An 18,960-nucleotide genomic window follows, 5' to 3' on the forward strand; every position below is an offset into this window, starting at 1 on the left:
GGAAGGAACCTTGGCAATGTCGGATACCACAGCCAGCGAAACCCGATTTGGGCGGTTTTTTGTGACACAGCCCGACAAATATGATCTGGACAACAAGTACACCGAGGCTGCGCTGGAACGGCACAAGCGCGAAGGGTTGGAACTGGCTGTCCGCGCCCGCTGGGTAGCGATGGGCCTGACTGGCATTTTGTTGATCTACCTGAACCCCCATTGGGACGTTCTGTGGTATCACTTCATCCTGTTATTGATTTGCGCCAATGGCTGGCTGATCCGGCGGGCTGGCAGCGTGGGCCAGTCACGGGTCGAGCTTTTGCTGATCTTCGTCGACTTGCTGATCATGACTTTGGGGATGATCGTGCCGAACCCGTTCAGCGATGATGTTCGACCGCTGGCAATGCAATACCGGTTCGACAACTTCCAGTATTTCTTCATCATTCTGGCAGCGGGAACTCTGGCCTATTCGTGGCGCACGGTCGTGGCAATCGGCACATGGACAGCGACGATGTGGACGGTAGGCTGGATCATCGCCTGGTGGGTGGCTACGCCAATTCCGGGCATCAGTGAGCGCGTGTACGAGGCATTGGCCGGATATCCGGATGTTGCGGAACTGCTGGATCCCAACAGTTTTATGGTCCCTCAGCGTATTCAGCAGGTGATCGTATTCCTGATGGTTGCGGTTACGCTTGGTATCTCGATGCGGCGGCTCAATCGATTGTTGATGACAAATGCCGGGCTTGAAAGGGAACGGGCAAACCTGTCGCGATATTTCTCTCCGAACGTTGTGGACGAGCTCAGCCAGAATGATGAGCCGCTCAAGCAGGTTCGCAAAGAAGACATCGCCGTTTTGTTCATCGACATCGTGGGGTTCACGAAATTCGCTGCCGGGCGCGACCCCTATGACGTCATTGAAGTTTTGCGCGGGTTTCACGCCCGAATGGAAACCGAAGTGTTTCGCCATCATGGCACGTTGGACAAATATCTGGGGGACGGATTGATGGCGACTTTCGGCACACCGGTGCCGACCCCATTGGATGCCAGCAACGCGGTCGCCTGTGCCCGTGATATGGTGGGCGTGATCGATCGTTGGAACATTGAACGGCGGCGCGCGGGCGAGCCCGAGATTCACGTGGGGATCGGTGTTCACTACGGTTCGGTGGTTTTGGGGGACATCGGAGCGAACCGACTGGAATTTGCGGTTATCGGGGATGCGGTGAATGTCTCTGCCAAACTTGAGGCGCTGACGCGGGAACTGGGCGCGCGCGTGGTGCTGAGTGATGCGGTGCGGGCACAGGTGATACAAGAAGGCAACAACGCTACCGACCTGACAGCAGGTTTCGTGAGGCATGAGAACCAGCCGGTCCGTGGGGTTCAGGGCTCTATGGATATCTGGGTGCGGTAGGACGGGTGGCTCCCGCCGATCTGCCACGCATCAAAGATGCGGGTCATCCCGTTGGGCCGGGCAGCGCGCTGGCGCGCGCTGCGGTCAGGACCGCGGCAACGGGTTGAGCGATTTGTTGTACGGCTTCCAGTCGGTGACTTCTGGATAATATTGACGCCGCCATGCCCTGACGCGGGGGTTCATGACGCGGCGCCACAGCGGTGGGATCATCGCAGCAACCGTCATGATCGGATAGCCGTAGGGCAGTTGTGGGGCTGCATCTTCCGAGTGATGCTGCAGCAACGGAAAGCGCCGGTTTGGTTTGTAGTGGTGGTCGGAATGGCGCTGTAGGTTGATCAGCAGCCAATTCGACGCTTTTTGTGAGGCATTCCAGGAATGGCGCGGCTGGACGTGCTCGTATTTGCCCTTGCCCAGGTGTTTGCGGGTCAGGCCGTAATGTTCGACGTAGTTCACCAGCTCCAGCTGCCAAATGGCGACGCCGGCCTGTATCAGGAACAGGGCGACGCCCGACCATCCGCCAACCACGAAGGCCAGCGCGAGCATGCCCGTCTGCAACGCCCAATAGCGCCAGAACGGATTTGCCGGGTCGATCCAAGGGCGTTGTTTGCGCGCCAGTTTGTCCTGCTCCGCGCGGAAAGCAGAGCGAAGGCACTGCCACAGGACGCGTGGATAGAAGCGGTGAAATCCTTCGTTATACCGCGCAGTGACCGGATCGCGGGGCGTCCCGACATAGCGGTGGTGTACAAGCAGGTGTTCTGACCGGAAGTGAGAATACAGCACCATGGCTAGTAGAATATCACCCAGCCAACGTTCTGACCGCCCTTTCTGGTGCATCAGTTCATGGCTGTAGTTAATCCCGATGGTGCCCGAGATCACACCCATCCCGAAGAACAACCCAATCTTGCTAAAAACAGACAGGTGATCGGTATGTGTGGCGTACCAGAGCAACCCAAACAGCGTGAGAAACTGAATCGGGGCCCATGCCTTGGTCAGCAGAATGTACCATTTGAGACCGCCGTCCGGCGTGTCCGGATCGGCATTTTCAAGGTTCAGCCCCGTTAGCCGATCCAGAACTGCAAACGCCCACCAAGTCGAAAGAGGCACAAGCAAGACCCACCAGCCTCCGGCAACGGCGGTAAGCCAGATGACGGGGATCAGCAGGAAGGACATCCAGAAGGGCAATGCCGCTTGCCAGCGTGACAGACTGTCTGATGCGATCATCGTTTCGCTCCGAGAAACTGTGGGCAGACTAGCCCCACCCGGCAATGCCACACAATGGGTTACGTAGAGCGCCAGAGATCATAGGCCTTGCGCATAACAGTTGGCAGATCACTGGGTCGGAAAGTGTGTTTTTCCATGACAATCAGATCGTCATGCGACCAGCCGACCGGCAGCTTGGCCGTCCAGATGCGCAGGATCAGGTGGAAGTGGGTAAAGGTATGGCGTACCTCGCCCGGCAGCACCTGCCATTCGCAGGGAAAGGGCGGTGCTTCGGCCGGGCCGTCTGACCATTCTGATCCCGGCCAACCCAGCATGCCACCCAGCAGCCCCTTGTCGGGACGACGTTCCATCAGAAAGGCTCCGTTATCGCCTTGGGCTATATAGACATGGCCGTATCGCGTGGGTTTGGGCTTTTTTGGTGTCTTGCGTGGCAAATCGGATTGCGTTCCAGCGGCGCGAGCGGCGCAGGCGGCTTGCACCGGGCAGATACCGCAGGCCGGAGATTTTGGTGTACAGTTTGTTGCCCCCAAGTCCATGACCGCCTGCGCATAGTCACCCGGTCGAGTGATAGGCGTAAGCGCAGCCGCATGCTTTTTCAGTTGCGGTTTTGAACCGGGCAAAGGGTCGTGAATGTCATAGAGGCGAGCCATAACCCGTTCCACGTTGCCGTCCAACACGGTTTCGGACCGGTCGAAGGCGATGGCGGAAATTGCTGCGGCGGTGTAGGGACCGATCCCCGGCAAATTGACGAGCGCGTCGTAGGTATCGGGGAACGTTCCACCATGCTGTTCGGCCACGACCCGGGCGCATTTCAACAAATTGCGGGCGCGAGCATAGTAGCCAAGCCCCGCCCATTCCCCCATAACCTGATCGTCGGGTGCCGCCGCCAGCGCTTCAACCGTTGGCCAGCGGGTTGTGAATCGCACGAAATAGTCGCGCACAGCCGCAACAGTGGTCTGCTGCAGCATGACCTCGGACAACCATATGCGATAGGGGTCGGGCATCACGCCCGCAGCCCGATCGGCTGGGGCTACGCGCCAAGGCATCTCGCGGGCATGGCGGTCGTACCAATCCAGCAGCGCACTGCTCACGTCAAATTCACCGGAGTCACGCAAGTTTTATCTATCTCCCTGTCGGGTTTCGCTGGCGCCTGTTGTTCTGCCCTTTACAATAGCGGCGCAGGAGTTGGAAACCAGATGCAGCGCAGACGTTCTTCGACCCGCGGGTTCAAACGCACCGCGACATTGCTGAACGACCAGATCAGGCGCGCCGGTGAAAGCCGGGGCTTTGCCGTATCACGCCTGCTGACCCATTGGTCCGAGATCGTTGGACAGGATATGGCCGCTATCGCGCGACCGGTAAAAGTGGGTTACGGGAAGGGTGGTATTGGTGCCACGCTGACGGTTCTGACCAACGGCCCGCAGGCCCCGATGCTGGAGATGCAGAAGGAACAATTGCGCGGCAAGGTGAACGCGGTTTATGGCTATAACGCCATCAGCCGGGTGCGCATCACCCAGACCGCTCCGACAGGATTTGCCGAGGGGCAGGCCAGTTTCGACCACAAGCCGAAACAAGCGAAACCCAAGATCGAACCAGAAATAGCAGCCGAGGCAGACCGCGCTGCGCAAGAAATTCACGATGGTGATCTGCGCGCAGCCCTTGAACGTCTGGGCCGTAACGTTTTATCCAAGCAAAAACGCTGAGAAAGGGCTGAGAAATGAGCCGTATTGCAACCGGAATTTGTGCGGCCGTCGCCGTGGCCGCTGGCGGTTATTGGCTGTCGCAGTCAAATTCCAACCCCGCCTATCCGCTGATCAGCAGCGCCGAGGCGCAAGAGGCAAATCTGGACACCTCGACCATCGTCGAGATGACTCTGGGTGCCGAGGACGCACCAGTCGAGATCATCGAATATGCGTCCTATACCTGCCCGCATTGTGCGAATTTCCACTCGGGAGCGTACAAGCAGCTCAAGAAGGATTTTATCGACACAGGTAAGGTGAAGTTCATCTATCGCGAGGTCTACTTTGACCGTTATGGCCTGTGGGCGTCGATGGTTGCGCGCTGCGGCGGGCCCGAAAAGTTCTTTGGCATCTCCGACCTGATCTACGAAGGACAGTCCGAGTGGACCAAAGCCGGTGGTCCCGCTGAAATCGTGGACGAGCTGCGTAAAATCGGGCGTCTAGCTGGTATCGACAATGATCAGCTTGAAGCCTGCCTGCAGGACGGCACCCGGGCGCAGACGCTGGTCGCATGGTATCAGGAAAACGCCGAGCGCGATGGTATTCAGGCGACCCCGTCCTTCATCGTGAATGGCAAGCCGGTAGAGAATCAGTCCTATGACGGCTTCAAAAAGCTGATCGAAGACGAACTGGGCAGCTAATTGCTTTTACGACCGGCTCAATCCGGGCCGGTCGTCCTTCAGGGCGACGGGGCGATCTGCAGAAGCATCTGCCTGACCTTGTCCGCCTCATCGACCTTCAGACGAACCGGAAGCGTGATGACCTTGCTGCGAAATGTAGCGGGCAGGCGAACGGCGTCTTTTTCCGTGGTGACCATTTGCGCGCGCAACAAGCGGGCTTCGTTTTCAAGACGGGTCATAAGGGCGGGTGTCAGCGGCTGGTGATCATCCAATGCCTCGGCCCGCAGCAAGGTCGCGCCTTGTTGGCGCAAAGTGGCAAAGAACTTTTCGGGGTGTCCGATTCCTGCAAAGGCGAGAACGGGCGTATCGCTCCAATCCATGCCGGTTTGCAGCGGCTCAACCGCGCCGGTCGCATGTGGGACGGACAGTTTTTTCCCCCAGCGTTCGGCAAACTCGATTTGGGCATCAGCTTCGCCAAGGGACAGCACCAGATCAGCGCGCTGTAACCCGACTTCCACCGGTTCCCTGAGGGGGCCAGCCGGTAAGCACAGTCCATTTCCGAACCCGCGTGCCGCGTCCACCACAATGACCGAGAAATCCTTGGCCACCGAGGGGTTTTGAAAGCCGTCGTCCAGCACGATGACTGTGGCACCCGCCGCGGCGGCTGCCTTTGCTCCAGCAGCGCGGTCTTTGGCGACCCAGACATCGGCAAAAGCCGCCAGCAACAGGGGCTCATCCCCGACCTGCGCCGCGGTATGCTTGCCGGGGTCCACGCGCACCGGCCCTTCCAGCGAGCCGCCATGGCCGCGGGTGACCACATGTGTCTCATGCCAGGCATCGCGCAATTGCTCGATCATCCAGATCACGGTTGGGGTCTTGCCAGTGCCGCCCGCGTTCAGGTTGCCAATGCAAATGACAGGAACGCCTGGGTTAATACCGGGTTCCGAGGCGACCCGACGCGCCGTTGCCCCGGCATAGAGCTGCCCAAGCGGTGCCAGCATGCGAGCGCGCAAATCCAGCCGATCCGGGGCGGTATTCCAGAAATCAGGTGCTCGCATCGTCTGCACTCCGCTGATCCAGATAGTCCTGAATCATGTCGATCAGGTGATCCGCTTGCGGCGCACCTTCGGTTACGATCTGCCACCCGGCCAGCGCCATATTGGCGGCCTGATCCGGTGCCAACAGTTCCACCACTGCATCGCCCAGCTCGGTGGCGGATCTGACGGTGCGCGCGGCCCCCGCCCGGTCTAGCTGATCGTATAGCTGTTGTTGGCTGTGCACAAACGGGCCGTGGATCACGGCGGAGCCCAGCGCTGTGGCGACCAGCGGGTCTGCGCCTCCGGCACCGCGTTCCAGTGAGCTGCCCATGAAGGTCACCGGCGATACACGGTGCCACAGGCCCAGATCCTCGGGCACGGCGGACAGGATCACTTGAGTCATGTCCTCGATCGTTCCGCTTTCGTCCCAGTTGGTGCATCGCAGATCCATCGCCTCAAGCCGCCGGTGCAACGGCCCGGCTTCTGTAATGTCGGCCACTTGCAATACCAATGCCAAACGCGGCAGCATGCGCATTGCCTGTCTATGGGCGCTGAGGACCGAGATGAATTCTTTGTCCTGGACCCACGCCGCCAACCAGACCGGTCGGCCAGACAGCGCATGGTTTACTTCGATCAACTCGTCCTCGGGCCATGGGCGCGGGTTTGGGCTGACATGAAGGGGCGGTGCCTCTTGCACCTTGTTCGAAGCGATGCCCAATCGCCGAATTTGGCGGGCGATTTCCGGTGTCGTACACAGGATCGTCTGAAAACAGTCAATCGTGTATCTTGTGATATCGGGCAGCCAGCGGCCGCCGCGCGCGATTTTCACGTCCGCCTGTGCTTCGATCAGCATCATGGGAATCCCACGTTCCTCAGCGCGTGTGATCAGGTTGGGCATCAGGCTGCCCCCGACCCAAATTCCGATATCCGGCTGCCAATGGTCCAGAAACGCGCGCGCGGCCCCGGTTTGTTCGGCGGGCAGGTTGACCAAAGGGTATCCGCTGCTGGCCCATCTTGTCAGATCTGCATCGGGTGGCGCGGTCAGAACCACCGACAGATTGGGGCGCGTCTGCTGCAACCGCTGGCAAAAATCAACAATAGCGCGGTGACGTTCCCACGCATTTATGTGCAACCACAGAACCTCGCCCTCGGGGCGCGCAATATCGCCGTTGCTGGCGGTATTCTGCATACCCCAGGACAGCACGCGATAGGCGGCAAGGCTTAACGAGCGTGGCTTGCTCATGGTGCGATTCCAGGGCTTTCCGGTTCGAGTTGTTCCGACAGTAGCCCATAAACACCTGAACCCGCAGCGATCACACCGTTCAGACGCGGAGTTTCATTGTTGAACCGCAGAGGCAGCCCCGCGCGGTCCGAACACCTGCCGAGGGCTTCGCGTATTATCAGATCACCTGCGGCGATGTCCCATTCCCAGCTGGGCCTGAGGGTCATCATCCCGTCAAATCGACCTTGTGCAACAAGGGCCATGCGATAGGCCAGAGATGGCCGGTAGTTCCGTTTGAACTCGGGTACCTGCCCCTGACGCCAGTGTTGCGGCTGCATGTTGGGTTTCGCGGCCAACACCTCGGCGCTTTCCAACACACCGAGTTCGCTGACCCGGATCTTTTCGGTGTTGAGCGTGGCACCCTGACCTTTTGCTGCGGCATAAAGCAGGTTTCGCAAAGGCAGGTAGATCACAGCGGCCGTCACTTCGCCCTGTTCGGCGATGGCCAAGGAATGGGCCCAGGTCCGCGAGCCTTCGGCAAAGCTGCGGGTGCCGTCGATGGGATCAATGATGAAAACACGGTCTTTCGACAGCCTGTCAGCTGAATCCTCGGTCTCTTCGCTCAACCAGCCATACCCCGGACGCGCTGCGGGCAGCATTTGCTCAAGCATCGCGTTGACGGCCAGATCTGCTTCGGTCACCGGGCCGGCTCCGTCGGGTTTATCCCAGCGTTGCGCCGTGGTCCCCGAAAACCGAGTGGCGATCTTTCCGGCCTCTAATGCGGCGTCAATCAGCAGTTGCAGGTCAGGTGCCGGCAAGTGTCATTCCTTCGATCAGGATCGATGGCACCACGCGGGACAAGTACGTACGTGCGTCATTTGCCGGAATAATCCGTTTCAGCATTTCACGCAGATTGCCAGCGATCGTGCATTCGTTGACGGGGTGGGTGATTTCCCCGTTTTCGACCCAAAAGCCTGATGCCCCACGTGAGTAGTCGCCGGTATTGGGGTTGATCGTCGATCCGATCATCGAGGTCACCAGCAGGCCGGTTCCCATGTCACGCAGCAGATCGTCCCGGCTGTGCGTGCCTTGGGTCAAGCTCAGGTTCCAGTTGCTGGGCGACGGCGGGCCAGACACGCCACGCGCCGCATTTCCGGTCGAAGCCATGCCCAATTTCCGTGCGCTGGCCAAATCCAGTGTCCAACCAGTCAGCACTCCGTTTTCAACGACGGCCCTTCGCTGTGTTGGCAATCCTTCGGCGTCAAACGGACGAGAGCCCGAGATACGTGGGCGGTGCGGGTCTTCGATAAGCGACAAGTGTTCAGGCAACACCTGCTCTCCCAGACTGTCCTTCAGCCATGACGCACCACGAGCAATGGCGGCGCCGTTGCTGGCGGCCAACAGATGACCGATCAGCGAAGACGAGATCCGCTCGTCAAACAGAACAGGGAACGTGCCTGTCGCGGGCTTTTGTGCCCCAATCAGAGCAACGGCGCGTTCGCCTGCTGTGCGGCCAATTTCACCGGGGCTGCGCAGGTCGTTTTGAAACGTTCGGCTGTCGCCGTCGTAATCACGCTCCATCCCCGTGCCTTCGCCAGAGATGGCCACGCAAGAGGTCGAGCGGCTGCTGCGAGAATACCCGCCGGAAAAGCCATTTGTGGCGGCCAGATGCACGCGGTGGGTGCCATAGGCGGCCGCAGCGTCCGATACCTGGGACACACCCTGAATTGCCAAAGCGGCAGCTTCGGCAGCCAGTGCATCCTGCAAAAGCGCATCCGCCGATGGCTCGGGCGTCGGGTCGAATTGTTCCAGTGCCGCGATATCCCAGTCTTTTGCAAGCTGGTCGGGCGTGGCCAACCCTGTAAAAGGATCTTCCGGAGCTTCGTTTGCCATGGCCACTGCACGTTGCGCCATCGCCGTCAGTGTTTCGGGGCGACTGTCCGAACTTGAGACGATCGCCTGCCGCTTGCCCAGAAACACACGCAGTCCCAGGTCGGTGCCTTCGGACCGTTCCGCGTGCTCCAGCGCGCCACTGCGGACTTCAACCGATACCGATGAGCCATCCAGAACGATGGCATCCGCCGCTTCAGCTCCGGCTTTGCGGGCCGCGTCCAGCAGGTTATGGCTGATTTCTTCGGGTGTGCGGGTCATGAGGCCTCCGGTCTGTGTGCATTCGACCTAGCCTTGGACCGCCGGTCTCGCAAGGCCTGCGGCTATTTTAGGTTGAGCAAACTATTGAAAGGGAATTCGGCACGATGCGCCCGGTGCCGGAGTTCGCACCACGGGCGAAGGTTTGGGAAGGCAGCGGTGCCGCCTTCCCGAAGTGTTACTTGATACGCTGGCCGTTCGCCAGAATCTGACCATCCGCAGTGAATTCGATTTCCGAATTCAGCGTGTCGGGCTCGTCACCCGGTACGGCCATCAGACCCATCATCATCCGAGCGCCCATTGCATCGCTGTCCGACACCAGCCCCATCTCGATCAACTTGTCGATCAGGGCGTTGGCACCATTCAGTTTCAGCTTGGCAACACCGGTCGGCGCGGGCATTCCGTCGAACTCTGAGACGTTGGAGTTGTCGAAGGTGAAATCGCCTTCACCGGTCAGCTTGGCCCCGACCAGAGACACCAGCAGTTCGTTGATCTTCAGCGAGTGCAACTCGCCCGGTGCGGCATCAGATGCATCCAGGTTTTCGACTGCGGTAGGATCAAAGATGTTCAACAGAACCTTGGCGGTCCCGGTCGTGTCCAGCGCAATAGTCGCCGGGTCGCGCGGCAGGGCGCCTGCTGGGTCGAACATGCTCCACAGGATATCCGACATGGTGAAGTCGGTCAGGTTCATGGCGAATCCAAACGGTTGGATTTCCTCGGATTTCTGCACCGGGATTTCAAACTTGAACCCGGCGTTCTCCATCGCGATTTCAATCGGGAAGGGCAGGTCGGCGGTCGTCACTGCGACTTTCGCGCTGTTCTGCTCGATGTCATAGGCAAGACGCTCGGCGTCGATGCTGGCGCCAAATTTGCCACCTTGGGATTCGCTTCCGACCGAGAATGCCTCGCCTTCGCTGGTCCCTGCAATCGCGTTCTGGCCGGATCCGTAGGTGAACAGCCCCGAGAACGAGAAGCCCGCCTTATAGAAGGCCTGCGGGTCCGAGATGTCGAATTCGGATGGGATAACGTTTGTACCTTCAAACGCCAGCTGGCTCATCGAGCCGTCAACCCTAGCCGTGTCGCCGCTGTCCGGGTCCTGAAATGCCATATCATAGGTCATCCCGCCCGCAGTGAACTTCTGATCTATGTCACGGTTCTCACCAATTTTCATGACCGAGCTGCCGGCCAGATCTGTCATGTTCAGGCTGAGCGCCAGCGCATCAGCGGGCATCTTTTCGCCGTCCACATTCAGACCATCCAGCTTGATGCCTATCGTGTCGGCCGAATAGTCATAAGTCATTTCGCCGGGCGAGCCTGAAACGACCAGGTTCATCTCGCTCTGCGAATAATCGACATTGACCGAGAACTTTTCGCCGTCCCCCTCTCCGGAAATCGTCATCGGAAAATTCTCGGGGAAACCAATACTCACCGTACCGTCGCCATTTTCCGTCAGGGTCATTTCTGGAACGACCATCTGAAAAGTTGCCTCTTCTTCCGGTAAGTCCATGGACATGGCCATGTTGGCAATCGTCGTGACATTTCCTGCAACGGTTTCGTCGCCCGAAACGGTGTACCCCATCTGACCCAGATAGGTTTTCCAGTCATTCCAGACATCCTGTGAGGTCAGGTCGGCAAGTGCACCTTGTGTGATAACAGCATAAGCCAAAACAGCACCGCAACTGCGGCGAAGGAAAACGGACATTACAGTACCCTTCTAGATAATTTTGCGGGCATCGTCGTGTTTGTGGCGTCGGGCGTCAAGGGGCAAGGACTGGACCCTTTACGCTTTCGCGCGGTAAGCATTCACACAATTTCAAACCGATAGAGGTAGAGGATACAAATGCAGGGGAAAACCGTACTGATAACCGGGGCCAGCCGCGGCATCGGGGCAGAGGCAGGGCGCGTTTTTGCCGCAGCAGGCGCAAACGTGGCGCTGGTCGCGCGCAGTCGCGATCAGATCGCCGCATTGGCATCTGCGCTGGGCGAAAATGTGATCGCGCTGGAATGTGACGTCAGTGATTTTGCGCAGGTCGAACAGGCTGTGGCAGATTGCGTCGACCGCTTTGGCGGATTGGATGTCCTGATCGGAAATGCCGGTGTCATCGATCCGATCTTCCATCTTTCGAACGCGGATGTTGCGGCTTGGGACAAGGCGATCGATATCAACCTCAAAGGTGTATTCTACGGAATGCGCGCGGCCTTGCCCATTATGCGGGCGGCGGGCGGGGGCACAGTGTTGACCGTATCATCCGGCGCGGCCTCGAACCCGATCGAAGCCTGGAGCCATTACTGCGCATCCAAGGCTGGTGCCAAGATGCTGACGGAATGCCTGCACCTTGAGGAATCGATACACGGCATCCGCGCCATGGGTCTGTCACCGGGAACCGTGGCGACCGACATGCAGCGGGTCATCAAAACCAGCGGCATCAACGCTGTCAGTCAGTTGGACTGGAGCGATCACATTCCTGCAGACTGGCCGGCGAAGGCGCTGCTGTGGATGTGTACCGCAGACACGGATGAATTTTTGGGAACCGAAATCTCGCTGCGGCGTGAAGATATTCGACAAAGGGTTGGGCTGACGTGATCGAATTAAACAAAGAAGACGGCTTGTGGATTGTCACCCTGAACAACCCGGGCAAAGCCAATGCGCTGACAGGGGCGATGCTGACTGAGCTGGCCGAGATTGCCGAAGCCGCCACCGAGGCGCGCGCGTTGATTCTGACCGGGGCCGGCAAAGTGTTCAGTGCCGGTGCCGATCTGGATGAGGCGCGCGCGGGTCTTGCAACCTCAGACGTATGGGAGCGTTTGTCGGGCGCAATCGCCGCTCTGCCGTGCCTTACAGTCGCCGCGTTGAATGGCACCCTGGCCGGTGGCGCGAATGGGATGGTGCTGGCCTGTGACATTCGCATTGCGGTCCCGTCCGCCAAGTTTTTCTATCCCGTAATGAAGCTGGGGTTTCTGCCGCAACCGTCTGATCCCGCCCGCATGTCGACCCTGATCGGACCCTCCCGCACCAAGATGATCCTGATGGCCGGTCAAAAGATCACGGCGGATGAGGCCTATGCCTTTGGTCTGGTGGACCGGGTGGTGGCGCCGGACGCGTTGATGCCGACAGCGCGTGAACTGGTCGCTGATAGCACCGCCGCCGATCCCAAGATCGCTGCCGGTATCGCCGGGCTGTGCGGATGAGGCTGTCTGGCTTGCGACTGCGCGTCGCCGATCCTGAAAAACTGGGCAAATTCTATACGGATGTCCTTGGGATGTCGGTTCAGGCCCAGGGGGTGAGCCTGCGCATCGGCTATTCGGGGCAGGACGCCGATTTGCTGCTGATGCCCGGCGGCGGCGGATACACCCATGACACAGGACAACGCTATTGGAAGATCGGCATCACCGTACCGGACGTTGATCTGGCCGCCGCGTTCCTGCGGGGCAAGGGGGTTGAGGTCTCGGACCCGAAACAGTTCTTGGACATCGGGTACATGTCTCACCTCAAAGACCCCGAGGGGTTCGTGATCGAGCTGCTTCAGCATGATTTCGAAGGCAACCGGCCAGCAAATGCCGCAGACCCGAACGAGCCGTTTGCACAAGCCTGTATCGGTCAGATCACCCTGCGCACCGGGGAAATGGCAGCCGAGGACGCATTCTGCCGTGATCAGGGTATGCGCCTGCTTTCGATGCAGGACGTCGGGCAGTATGGCTTTGATTTGCATTTTTATGCGTTCACCGACGAGGTTCCGCCAAAACCAGACCCTTGGGCTGTGGAAAACCGCGAATGGCTTTGGAAACGCCCTTACACAACGTTGGAGTTCCAGCATGTCGACGGCGCACAATTTTCCAATGTTCCCGATTATCGCGGGTTGGAGTTTCAGGGGCTTGCCGCGCCGACACGGGATGCGTTTGGCGACCCGGTAAACCCCGGCTGATCAACGACCCCGACGCTTGCCCGGAACTTTCGAGCGAAAGCCGGGCGGGCGTTTGCGAACCCAATTCAGGAATTTCTCCAACCTCGGATGGGCGCGCAGGGCCTCGACGCTGTTGAATTCACGGGCCAATTCCGCCTCGGTCAGGGTCGCATGCACCTCTTTATGGCAGATCTGGTGCAGCAAGACGGTGGGTCCGCCCTTGCCCCCTTTGAGTTTTGGGATCAGATGGTGCAGGCTTCCGCCCCCGTCCGGGATCGGGCGGTTGCAGAGCGGGCAGGTCGGATCGCGGTTCGTCATGACGAGGGTAAGGTTGCGTCAGGTGGCGCGAAAGGCAAGAGGGCAGGGATGGCAAAGGCACTGGTGATCGGCGGCGGACCCGCAGGCCTGATGGCGGCCGAGGAAATGGCCAAAGCCGGGCATTCTGTTGTTGTGGCCGAGGCCAAGCCTTCGGTGGCGCGAAAATTCCTGATGGCCGGGAAGTCCGGGCTGAATTTGACCAAGGACGAGCCGCTTGAGACTTTGCTGGGATCCTATGGTGAGGCTGCGACCTGGTTGCGACCAATGATTGCCGAATTTGATGCCTCGGACGTGCAAACATGGGCGCAAGGGTTGGGGCAAGAGCTGTTCACAGGCTCGACCGGGCGGGTGTTTCCGACATCGATGAAGGCCTCTCCGCTGTTGCGGGCGTGGCTGGCACGGCTGGCAGAGGCTGGCGTTCAGGTCAGAACACGCTGGCGGTGGGTTGGTTGGGAAGGTGCCCAAGCCGTATTCGACACGGCTGATGGCAGGCAGAAGCTATTCCCCGATGTGACCGTTCTTGCGCTGGGCGGGGCAAGCTGGTCGCGGTTGGGATCAGACGGAGCATGGGCATCGGTGCTGACGGGTAAAGGCGTGCCCCTCACACCTTTCGCACCCGCAAACTCAGCCATTTCCGTGGAATGGAGCCCCCATATGCAGCCGCATTTTGGCGCGGCTTTGAAATCGGTGCGATGGAGGGCCGGAGAGTTGGAAAGTCGCGGCGAGGCTGCGGTTTCGGCGAAAGGGTTGGAAGGGGGTGGATTGTACTCACTGACCCCGGCCTTGCGTGACAGAGCACCGCTTTTTGTCGATTTGGTTCCGGATTTGGATGCCGATACGTTGCGTAGTCGTTTTGCGTCAAAGAAATCGAAAACGACCCTGTCGCAGTGGCTGAAGAAATCTCTGCACCTGTCTCCGCAAAAGGTCGCCCTGTTTCATGAAATGTCCAAGCGCGATGGCCAGATTCCATCGCTAGACGTAAGCGTGATCAAGCATCTGCAGATCAGACACTCGGGCCTGCGCCCGATGGACGAGGCCATCTCCACAGCAGGAGGTGTGCCACGTCCGGCGCTTAATGAGTGGCTCATGCTTACTGCATGTCCCGGAGTGTTTTGCGCGGGCGAGATGCTGGATTGGGAGGCCCCGACCGGGGGGTACCTTCTGACAGCCTGCCTGGCGACCGGCCGTTGGGCTGGGCGTTCGGCGGCATATTGGTTGGATCAAAGCGGTTAGCGGGTCCGCGCCAGCATCGCCAAACGGATCATGGCACGTTCGACCAATGCCATGGCCGGTGCCGTTTGCCCGGCCGAGCGCAGCGACAGGTCCGTATCTGTCAGAACCGTCAACGCAGTTTGCAATTTTGGCGCACCCCACCCTTGGGCCTGACGCAGAATGCGGTCGCGCCGTTTCCCATAAACCGGGGGGCGCAGCTTTCCGATGCCCTGTGCTGCTCCGCCCGGATCGGATGCGCAGGCGTACAAAGTGCGGAAGTGCCTTGTCGCGCCGATGCACAGGCTGACCGCATTGGTTCCCTGTGATTGCAAACGTCGGATCAGCGGGCCGATTTCACCCGCGCGACCATCGGCAACCACGTTCAGCACATCATCCAGTGCGGCCTCGGTCGAGCGGGGCGCGCAGGCTTCGACGTCTTCAATGGTCAGCTCGGAACTGTCACCGCGCTTGTAAAGCGACAGTTTCTCAATCGTTTGGGTAAAGTCACCGGGGCTTATACCGGTTGCCAGCTCAGCAATCGCGGCCATCGAATCGCGCGGGATGTTTTGCAAACCGGCCTCAGAAAGTATTCGTTCGACTTCGGCCCGGGATGGTGGGTCGTCATAGATACCTACCGCATAGGCCGAGCGGTGCGATTCGAACGCTTTGCGAATCTTGGAGCTGGCCTTGAGCTGCCCGGCGGTGACGATGATTTGGGCATCGCCAGCTACCCAATCTTCCAGCGCGGCAAGGATTGCGGGGGCGGCCGTGTCGGTTGTGTCTTCGACGAATACAGCGCGCGGCCCGGGAAAGAACCCGACCGCCTTGACCGCATCCAGCAACAAGGCCGGATCGCCACGCAGATCGCTTCCGGGTAGGCGGGTCAGCCGCATCTCTTCTTCGGCGTTTGCCCCCAGCAGAGCGGCCAAAACCTGTTGCCGCTTTAGCGCCACGCGCATCGCATCCGCACCGTAGATCAACAGCCCGGTCTTGTCCGCGTCGGGTCTCGAAAAATATCCCTCGGCCTCGCGCGGGCTCAGCTTCATGCGGACAGGTCCGGCGTGGCGTACAGCCGACTGATGATCTGATCGGACAGAATCACCATCAGGCGCTGCGTTGCATCCCGCTCATCAGCCAGGGTGGATACGGTGGAACCGGCAGCCGAATACCCCACGAAGTCCGTCACCGAGCCCGAGGCAAGAACTTGCCCCGTCGCTTTCGATCTAAGCGAATAGTTGGCGGTCCCGTTGATGATAAGACGGTTGGTTTCGTTCGTTGAGGTGATCGATGCCGCCACCGTCTGGGTCACGACGGAAACGTCCAGACTGTATTCACTGCCGGATGTTGCGCTACGGCCTAGCTTTTGTTCCAGATCTTCGACCAGAAGAAAGCTGGTGACCGTGTTTGGTGCCGACACTTCTACGCGACCAAAAAGCGCCGAGCCCGATCCGCCCGGAGCGTACACAGGTTCAAACCCGCAGGCGGCAAGCGCCAAAGGCATCAGCAACAAGGTTCTGCGGTTAAACGACGACATTCACAATCCGGCCCGGTACAACGATTACTTTCTTGGGTGTGGCGCCATCCAGCGCCTTTTGCACAGCTTCGGTGCTCAGCGCGACTTTTTCAACCTCGTCCTTGGGCATATCTTTGGCCACGCTGATTTCCGCGCGGCGCTTGCCGTTGATCTGGATCGGCAGGGTGACGGTGTCGTCCACCAGCATAGCTGCATCCGCAACCGGCCATGATGCCGTGGCAACCAGCCCTTCGCCACCCAGCAGCTGCCAAAGCTCCTCGGACAGGTGCGGGGTCATCGGCGACATCAGCTGTGCCAGCGTTTTGGCGGCCTCGCGTTTGGCTGCGGTGCCCGCCTTGGATTTGGCCAGGGTGTTGGTGAAAGCATAGAGCTTGGCGATTGAGGCGTTGAAGCCGAAAGATTCGACACCGCCTGTGACGTCATGGATGGCCTTGTGCATCTCACGCAGCAGGGTTTCATCCTCGGCATTGGCCGGAACATCCGATTCGGCGATTTCCGTCGCGATCCGATGCACACGGCTAAGGTGCTTGAACGCAGCCTCGGCCCCGGATGCGGTCCATTCCACATCCCGTTCTGGCGGCGAATCGGACAGGACGAACCAACGCGCGGTATCCGCACCGAAGGCCGAGATTATGCTGACCGGGTCGACCACGTTTTTCTTTGATTTCGACATTTTGGCCGAGGGGATAATCTCAACCTCCGTGCCGTCGGCCAGTTTTCCGTCATTCACATCTTCGGGCAGGTGATAAACCGGACGGCCATTGGCGTCGCGTGTCTGATAAATCTCATGTGTCACCATGCCTTGCGTGAACAGGGCATTGAACGGCTCAATGGCCTTCTTCGGCAGGTGTCCGGTGATGTTCATCGCCCGCGCGAAGAAGCGCGAATAGAGCAGGTGCAGAATCGCGTGCTCGATACCGCCGATATACTGGTCGACATTCATCCAGTATTCGGCCTCGGCCAGATCGGTGGGTGTGTCAGCGCGTGGCGCGGTGAAACGGGCGAAATACCACGACGAATCGACGAATGTGTCCATCGTGTCGGTTTCGCGTTTGGCAGGCGCGCCGCAAGACGGGCAAGGGGTGTCACGCCAATTGGCATGGCGGTCCAGCGGGTTGCCGGGGATCGAGAAGTCGATGGGTTTGCCGTTGCCATCGTCGTAAGGCAATTCGATCGGCAGATTCTCTTTCTTCTCGGGCACGGTGCCACATTTGTCGCAATGCACGACCGGAATCGGGCAGCCCCAATAGCGTTGACGGCTGAGCCCCCAATCGCGCAGGCGATATTTGGTGACGCCTTCACCCCAACCTGCTTTTTCCGCGAAATCGACGGTGGCGTTGATCGCCTCATCCCCCGTGGCCTCGGTCAGGCCTGCGAAGTGGTCCACCCAGCGGACTTTTTCAGTTTTCGGCGGCACAAAGGCGATCTTGTCGACCGGCTTATCGTCATCCAGTGCAAAGAAGGTGTCGATGACCGGCAGGCCATACTTGCGGCAGAAATCAAGATCACGCTGGTCATGCGCGGGGCAGGCAAAGATCGCGCCAGTTCCATAATCCATCAGGATGAAGTTGGCGATCCAGACCGGCAGTTCCCAATTCGGGTCCAGCGGGTGACGCACGCGAATGCCGGTGTCGTAACCCAGCTTCTCGGCAGTCTCGATGGCCTCTTCCGTGGTGCCACCCTTGCGGCATTCGGCAACAAACTCAGCAACTTCGGGGTTTTCGGCCTCAAGCTGCTTGGCAATCGGGTGATCCGGCGAAATACCAACAAAGGACGCGCCCAACAGCGTATCGGGCCGAGTCGTATAGACGGTGATGGGCTCACCACCATCAGTACGTTCGAAGCCAAATTGCAGGCCGCGCGACTTGCCGATCCAGTTTTCCTGCATCAGCCGCACTTTGGCAGGCCAGTTCTCCAGCGTATCAAGCGCATCCAGCAATTCTTCGGAATAGTCCGAGATTTTGAAGAACCACTGCGTCAGCTCGTGCCGTTCCACCAGCGCGCCCGAGCGCCAACCGCGTCCATTTTCCACCTGCTCATTGGCCAGAACGGTCATGTCGACCGGGTCCCAGTTCACCACGGCGTTTTTGCGGTAAACCAACCCGGCGTCGAGCATATCAAGGAACAGAGCCTGTTGCTGGCCATAGTATTCGGGGTCACAGGTGGCGAATTCGCGGGACCAATCGATCGACAAGCCCAGCGGCATCATCTGCCCGCGCATGTCGGCGATGTTGCTGTATGTCCAGTCTTTCGGGTGGCCGCCAATAGCCATGGCGGCGTTTTCCGCAGGCATTCCAAAAGCATCCCAGCCCATCGGGTGCAGCACGTTGTGCCCCGTCGCCAGTTTGTGGCGCGCAATGACGTCGCCCATCGTATAGTTGCGCACATGCCCCATATGGATTCGCCCCGACGGGTAAGGGAACATCTCAAGCACGTAATATTTCGGCTTGTCTGCCGTGTGGTCGGCGGTGAAGATCCCGGCCTTGTCCCAGGCCTCTTGCCATTTTGCTTCGATTTCGGTGGCCGAGTAGCGCGACATTGTGCGGTCCTTCGTGAATGAAAACGCCGGGCGTGAACCCGGCGTGGTAATATTGTGATTTTCGGCGGG

18 protein-coding genes are annotated in these 18,960 nt (G+C 59.5%); 7 read left to right on the forward strand and 11 right to left on the reverse strand.

Features of this window, described 5'->3' with window-relative positions; all coding sequences use genetic code 11:
• Positions 1-16 precede the first annotated feature (16 nt).
• Positions 17-1,399, forward strand: coding sequence for an adenylate/guanylate cyclase domain-containing protein (locus AC2FJC_RS09860; RefSeq protein ID WP_496739369.1), 1,383 nt, complete (start codon positions 17-19; stop codon positions 1,397-1,399).
• Between the two features lie 84 nt (positions 1,400-1,483).
• On the opposite strand, the gene AC2FJC_RS09865 is transcribed toward AC2FJC_RS09860, so the two are convergent.
• On the reverse strand, positions 1,484-2,620 hold the full coding sequence (locus tag AC2FJC_RS09865; protein WP_496739370.1) for an alkane 1-monooxygenase: 1,137 nt from the start codon (positions 2,618-2,620) through the stop codon (positions 1,484-1,486).
• 59 nt (positions 2,621-2,679) lie between these two features.
• Positions 2,680-3,735, reverse strand: coding sequence for an A/G-specific adenine glycosylase (gene mutY / locus AC2FJC_RS09870; protein WP_496739371.1), 1,056 nt, complete (start codon positions 3,733-3,735; stop codon positions 2,680-2,682).
• An 81-nt stretch (positions 3,736-3,816) separates the two neighbouring features.
• Between mutY and AC2FJC_RS09875 the strand changes: the two genes are divergently transcribed.
• Together AC2FJC_RS09875 and AC2FJC_RS09880 are read left to right on the forward strand one after the other, a co-directional pair.
• Positions 3,817-4,323: a DUF721 domain-containing protein gene (locus AC2FJC_RS09875; protein ID WP_496739372.1), complete on the forward strand. Its 507-nt coding sequence runs from the start codon at positions 3,817-3,819 to the stop codon at positions 4,321-4,323.
• Between the two features lie 14 nt (positions 4,324-4,337).
• The gene (locus AC2FJC_RS09880; protein ID WP_496739373.1) at positions 4,338-5,000 is read left to right on the forward strand and encodes a DsbA family protein; all 663 of its coding nucleotides are present in this window, start codon (positions 4,338-4,340) and stop codon (positions 4,998-5,000) included.
• Between the two features lie 38 nt (positions 5,001-5,038).
• On the opposite strand, the gene lpxK is transcribed toward AC2FJC_RS09880, so the two are convergent.
• The 5 genes from lpxK to AC2FJC_RS09905 form a co-directional block, all read right to left on the reverse strand.
• Positions 5,039-6,037 (reverse strand): tetraacyldisaccharide 4'-kinase, encoded by a 999-nt coding sequence (gene lpxK, locus AC2FJC_RS09885; RefSeq protein ID WP_496739374.1) that lies wholly within the window; start codon positions 6,035-6,037, stop codon positions 5,039-5,041.
• On the reverse strand, positions 6,024-7,259 hold the full coding sequence (locus AC2FJC_RS09890) for a 3-deoxy-D-manno-octulosonic acid transferase (RefSeq protein ID WP_496739375.1): 1,236 nt from the start codon (positions 7,257-7,259) through the stop codon (positions 6,024-6,026). The genes lpxK and AC2FJC_RS09890 overlap by 14 nt, the downstream gene beginning before the upstream one ends.
• A complete protein-coding gene (locus AC2FJC_RS09895) occupies positions 7,256-8,056 on the reverse strand; it encodes a 3'(2'),5'-bisphosphate nucleotidase CysQ (protein WP_496739376.1) in 801 nt (266 codons plus the stop codon). Before AC2FJC_RS09895 ends, AC2FJC_RS09890 begins: the two co-directional genes overlap by 4 nt.
• A complete protein-coding gene (locus AC2FJC_RS09900; RefSeq protein ID WP_496739377.1) occupies positions 8,043-9,389 on the reverse strand; it encodes a TldD/PmbA family protein in 1,347 nt (448 codons plus the stop codon). Before AC2FJC_RS09900 ends, AC2FJC_RS09895 begins: the two co-directional genes overlap by 14 nt.
• A 175-nt stretch (positions 9,390-9,564) precedes the next feature.
• Positions 9,565-11,088: a DUF2125 domain-containing protein gene (locus AC2FJC_RS09905; RefSeq protein ID WP_496739378.1), complete on the reverse strand. Its 1,524-nt coding sequence runs from the start codon at positions 11,086-11,088 to the stop codon at positions 9,565-9,567.
• Positions 11,089-11,220: 132 nt separating this feature from the next.
• On the opposite strand from AC2FJC_RS09905, the gene AC2FJC_RS09910 reads away from it, so the two are divergent.
• Genes AC2FJC_RS09910 through AC2FJC_RS09920 form a run of 3 tightly spaced genes read left to right on the forward strand, consistent with a single transcriptional unit; the run spans position 11,221 to position 13,309 of the window.
• Positions 11,221-11,970 carry an SDR family oxidoreductase gene (locus tag AC2FJC_RS09910; protein WP_496739457.1) on the forward strand — a complete coding sequence of 250 codons (750 nt, stop codon included), beginning with the start codon at positions 11,221-11,223 and terminating at the stop codon, positions 11,968-11,970.
• The gene (locus AC2FJC_RS09915) at positions 11,967-12,575 is read left to right on the forward strand and encodes an enoyl-CoA hydratase/isomerase family protein (protein ID WP_496739379.1); all 609 of its coding nucleotides are present in this window, start codon (positions 11,967-11,969) and stop codon (positions 12,573-12,575) included. Before AC2FJC_RS09910 ends, AC2FJC_RS09915 begins: the two co-directional genes overlap by 4 nt.
• Complete coding sequence (locus tag AC2FJC_RS09920) at positions 12,572-13,309, forward strand: VOC family protein (protein WP_496739380.1); 738 nt, start codon at positions 12,572-12,574, stop codon at positions 13,307-13,309. The genes AC2FJC_RS09915 and AC2FJC_RS09920 overlap by 4 nt, the downstream gene beginning before the upstream one ends.
• Here the strand turns inward: AC2FJC_RS09920 and AC2FJC_RS09925 are convergent, their stop codons facing one another.
• Positions 13,310-13,606: an HNH endonuclease gene (locus tag AC2FJC_RS09925; protein WP_282120326.1), complete on the reverse strand. Its 297-nt coding sequence runs from the start codon at positions 13,604-13,606 to the stop codon at positions 13,310-13,312.
• Between the two features lie 48 nt (positions 13,607-13,654).
• On the opposite strand from AC2FJC_RS09925, the gene AC2FJC_RS09930 reads away from it, so the two are divergent.
• Positions 13,655-14,839: a TIGR03862 family flavoprotein gene (locus AC2FJC_RS09930; protein WP_496739381.1), complete on the forward strand. Its 1,185-nt coding sequence runs from the start codon at positions 13,655-13,657 to the stop codon at positions 14,837-14,839.
• Here AC2FJC_RS09930 and holA read toward each other — a convergent pair.
• From holA to leuS, 3 genes are read right to left on the reverse strand one after another with little or no spacing between them, the layout of a single operon-like run.
• Positions 14,836-15,864, reverse strand: coding sequence for a DNA polymerase III subunit delta (holA, locus tag AC2FJC_RS09935; RefSeq protein ID WP_496739382.1), 1,029 nt, complete (start codon positions 15,862-15,864; stop codon positions 14,836-14,838). The genes AC2FJC_RS09930 and holA overlap by 4 nt on opposite strands.
• Positions 15,861-16,352, reverse strand: coding sequence for an LPS assembly lipoprotein LptE (gene lptE / locus AC2FJC_RS09940; protein ID WP_496739383.1), 492 nt, complete (start codon positions 16,350-16,352; stop codon positions 15,861-15,863). The genes holA and lptE overlap by 4 nt, the downstream gene beginning before the upstream one ends.
• The gene (gene leuS / locus AC2FJC_RS09945; protein WP_496739384.1) at positions 16,339-18,891 is read right to left on the reverse strand and encodes a leucine--tRNA ligase; all 2,553 of its coding nucleotides are present in this window, start codon (positions 18,889-18,891) and stop codon (positions 16,339-16,341) included. The genes lptE and leuS overlap by 14 nt, the downstream gene beginning before the upstream one ends.
• Positions 18,892-18,960: the final 69 nt, after the last annotated feature.

This window comes from Ruegeria sp. CDSB117, assembly GCF_059611005.1.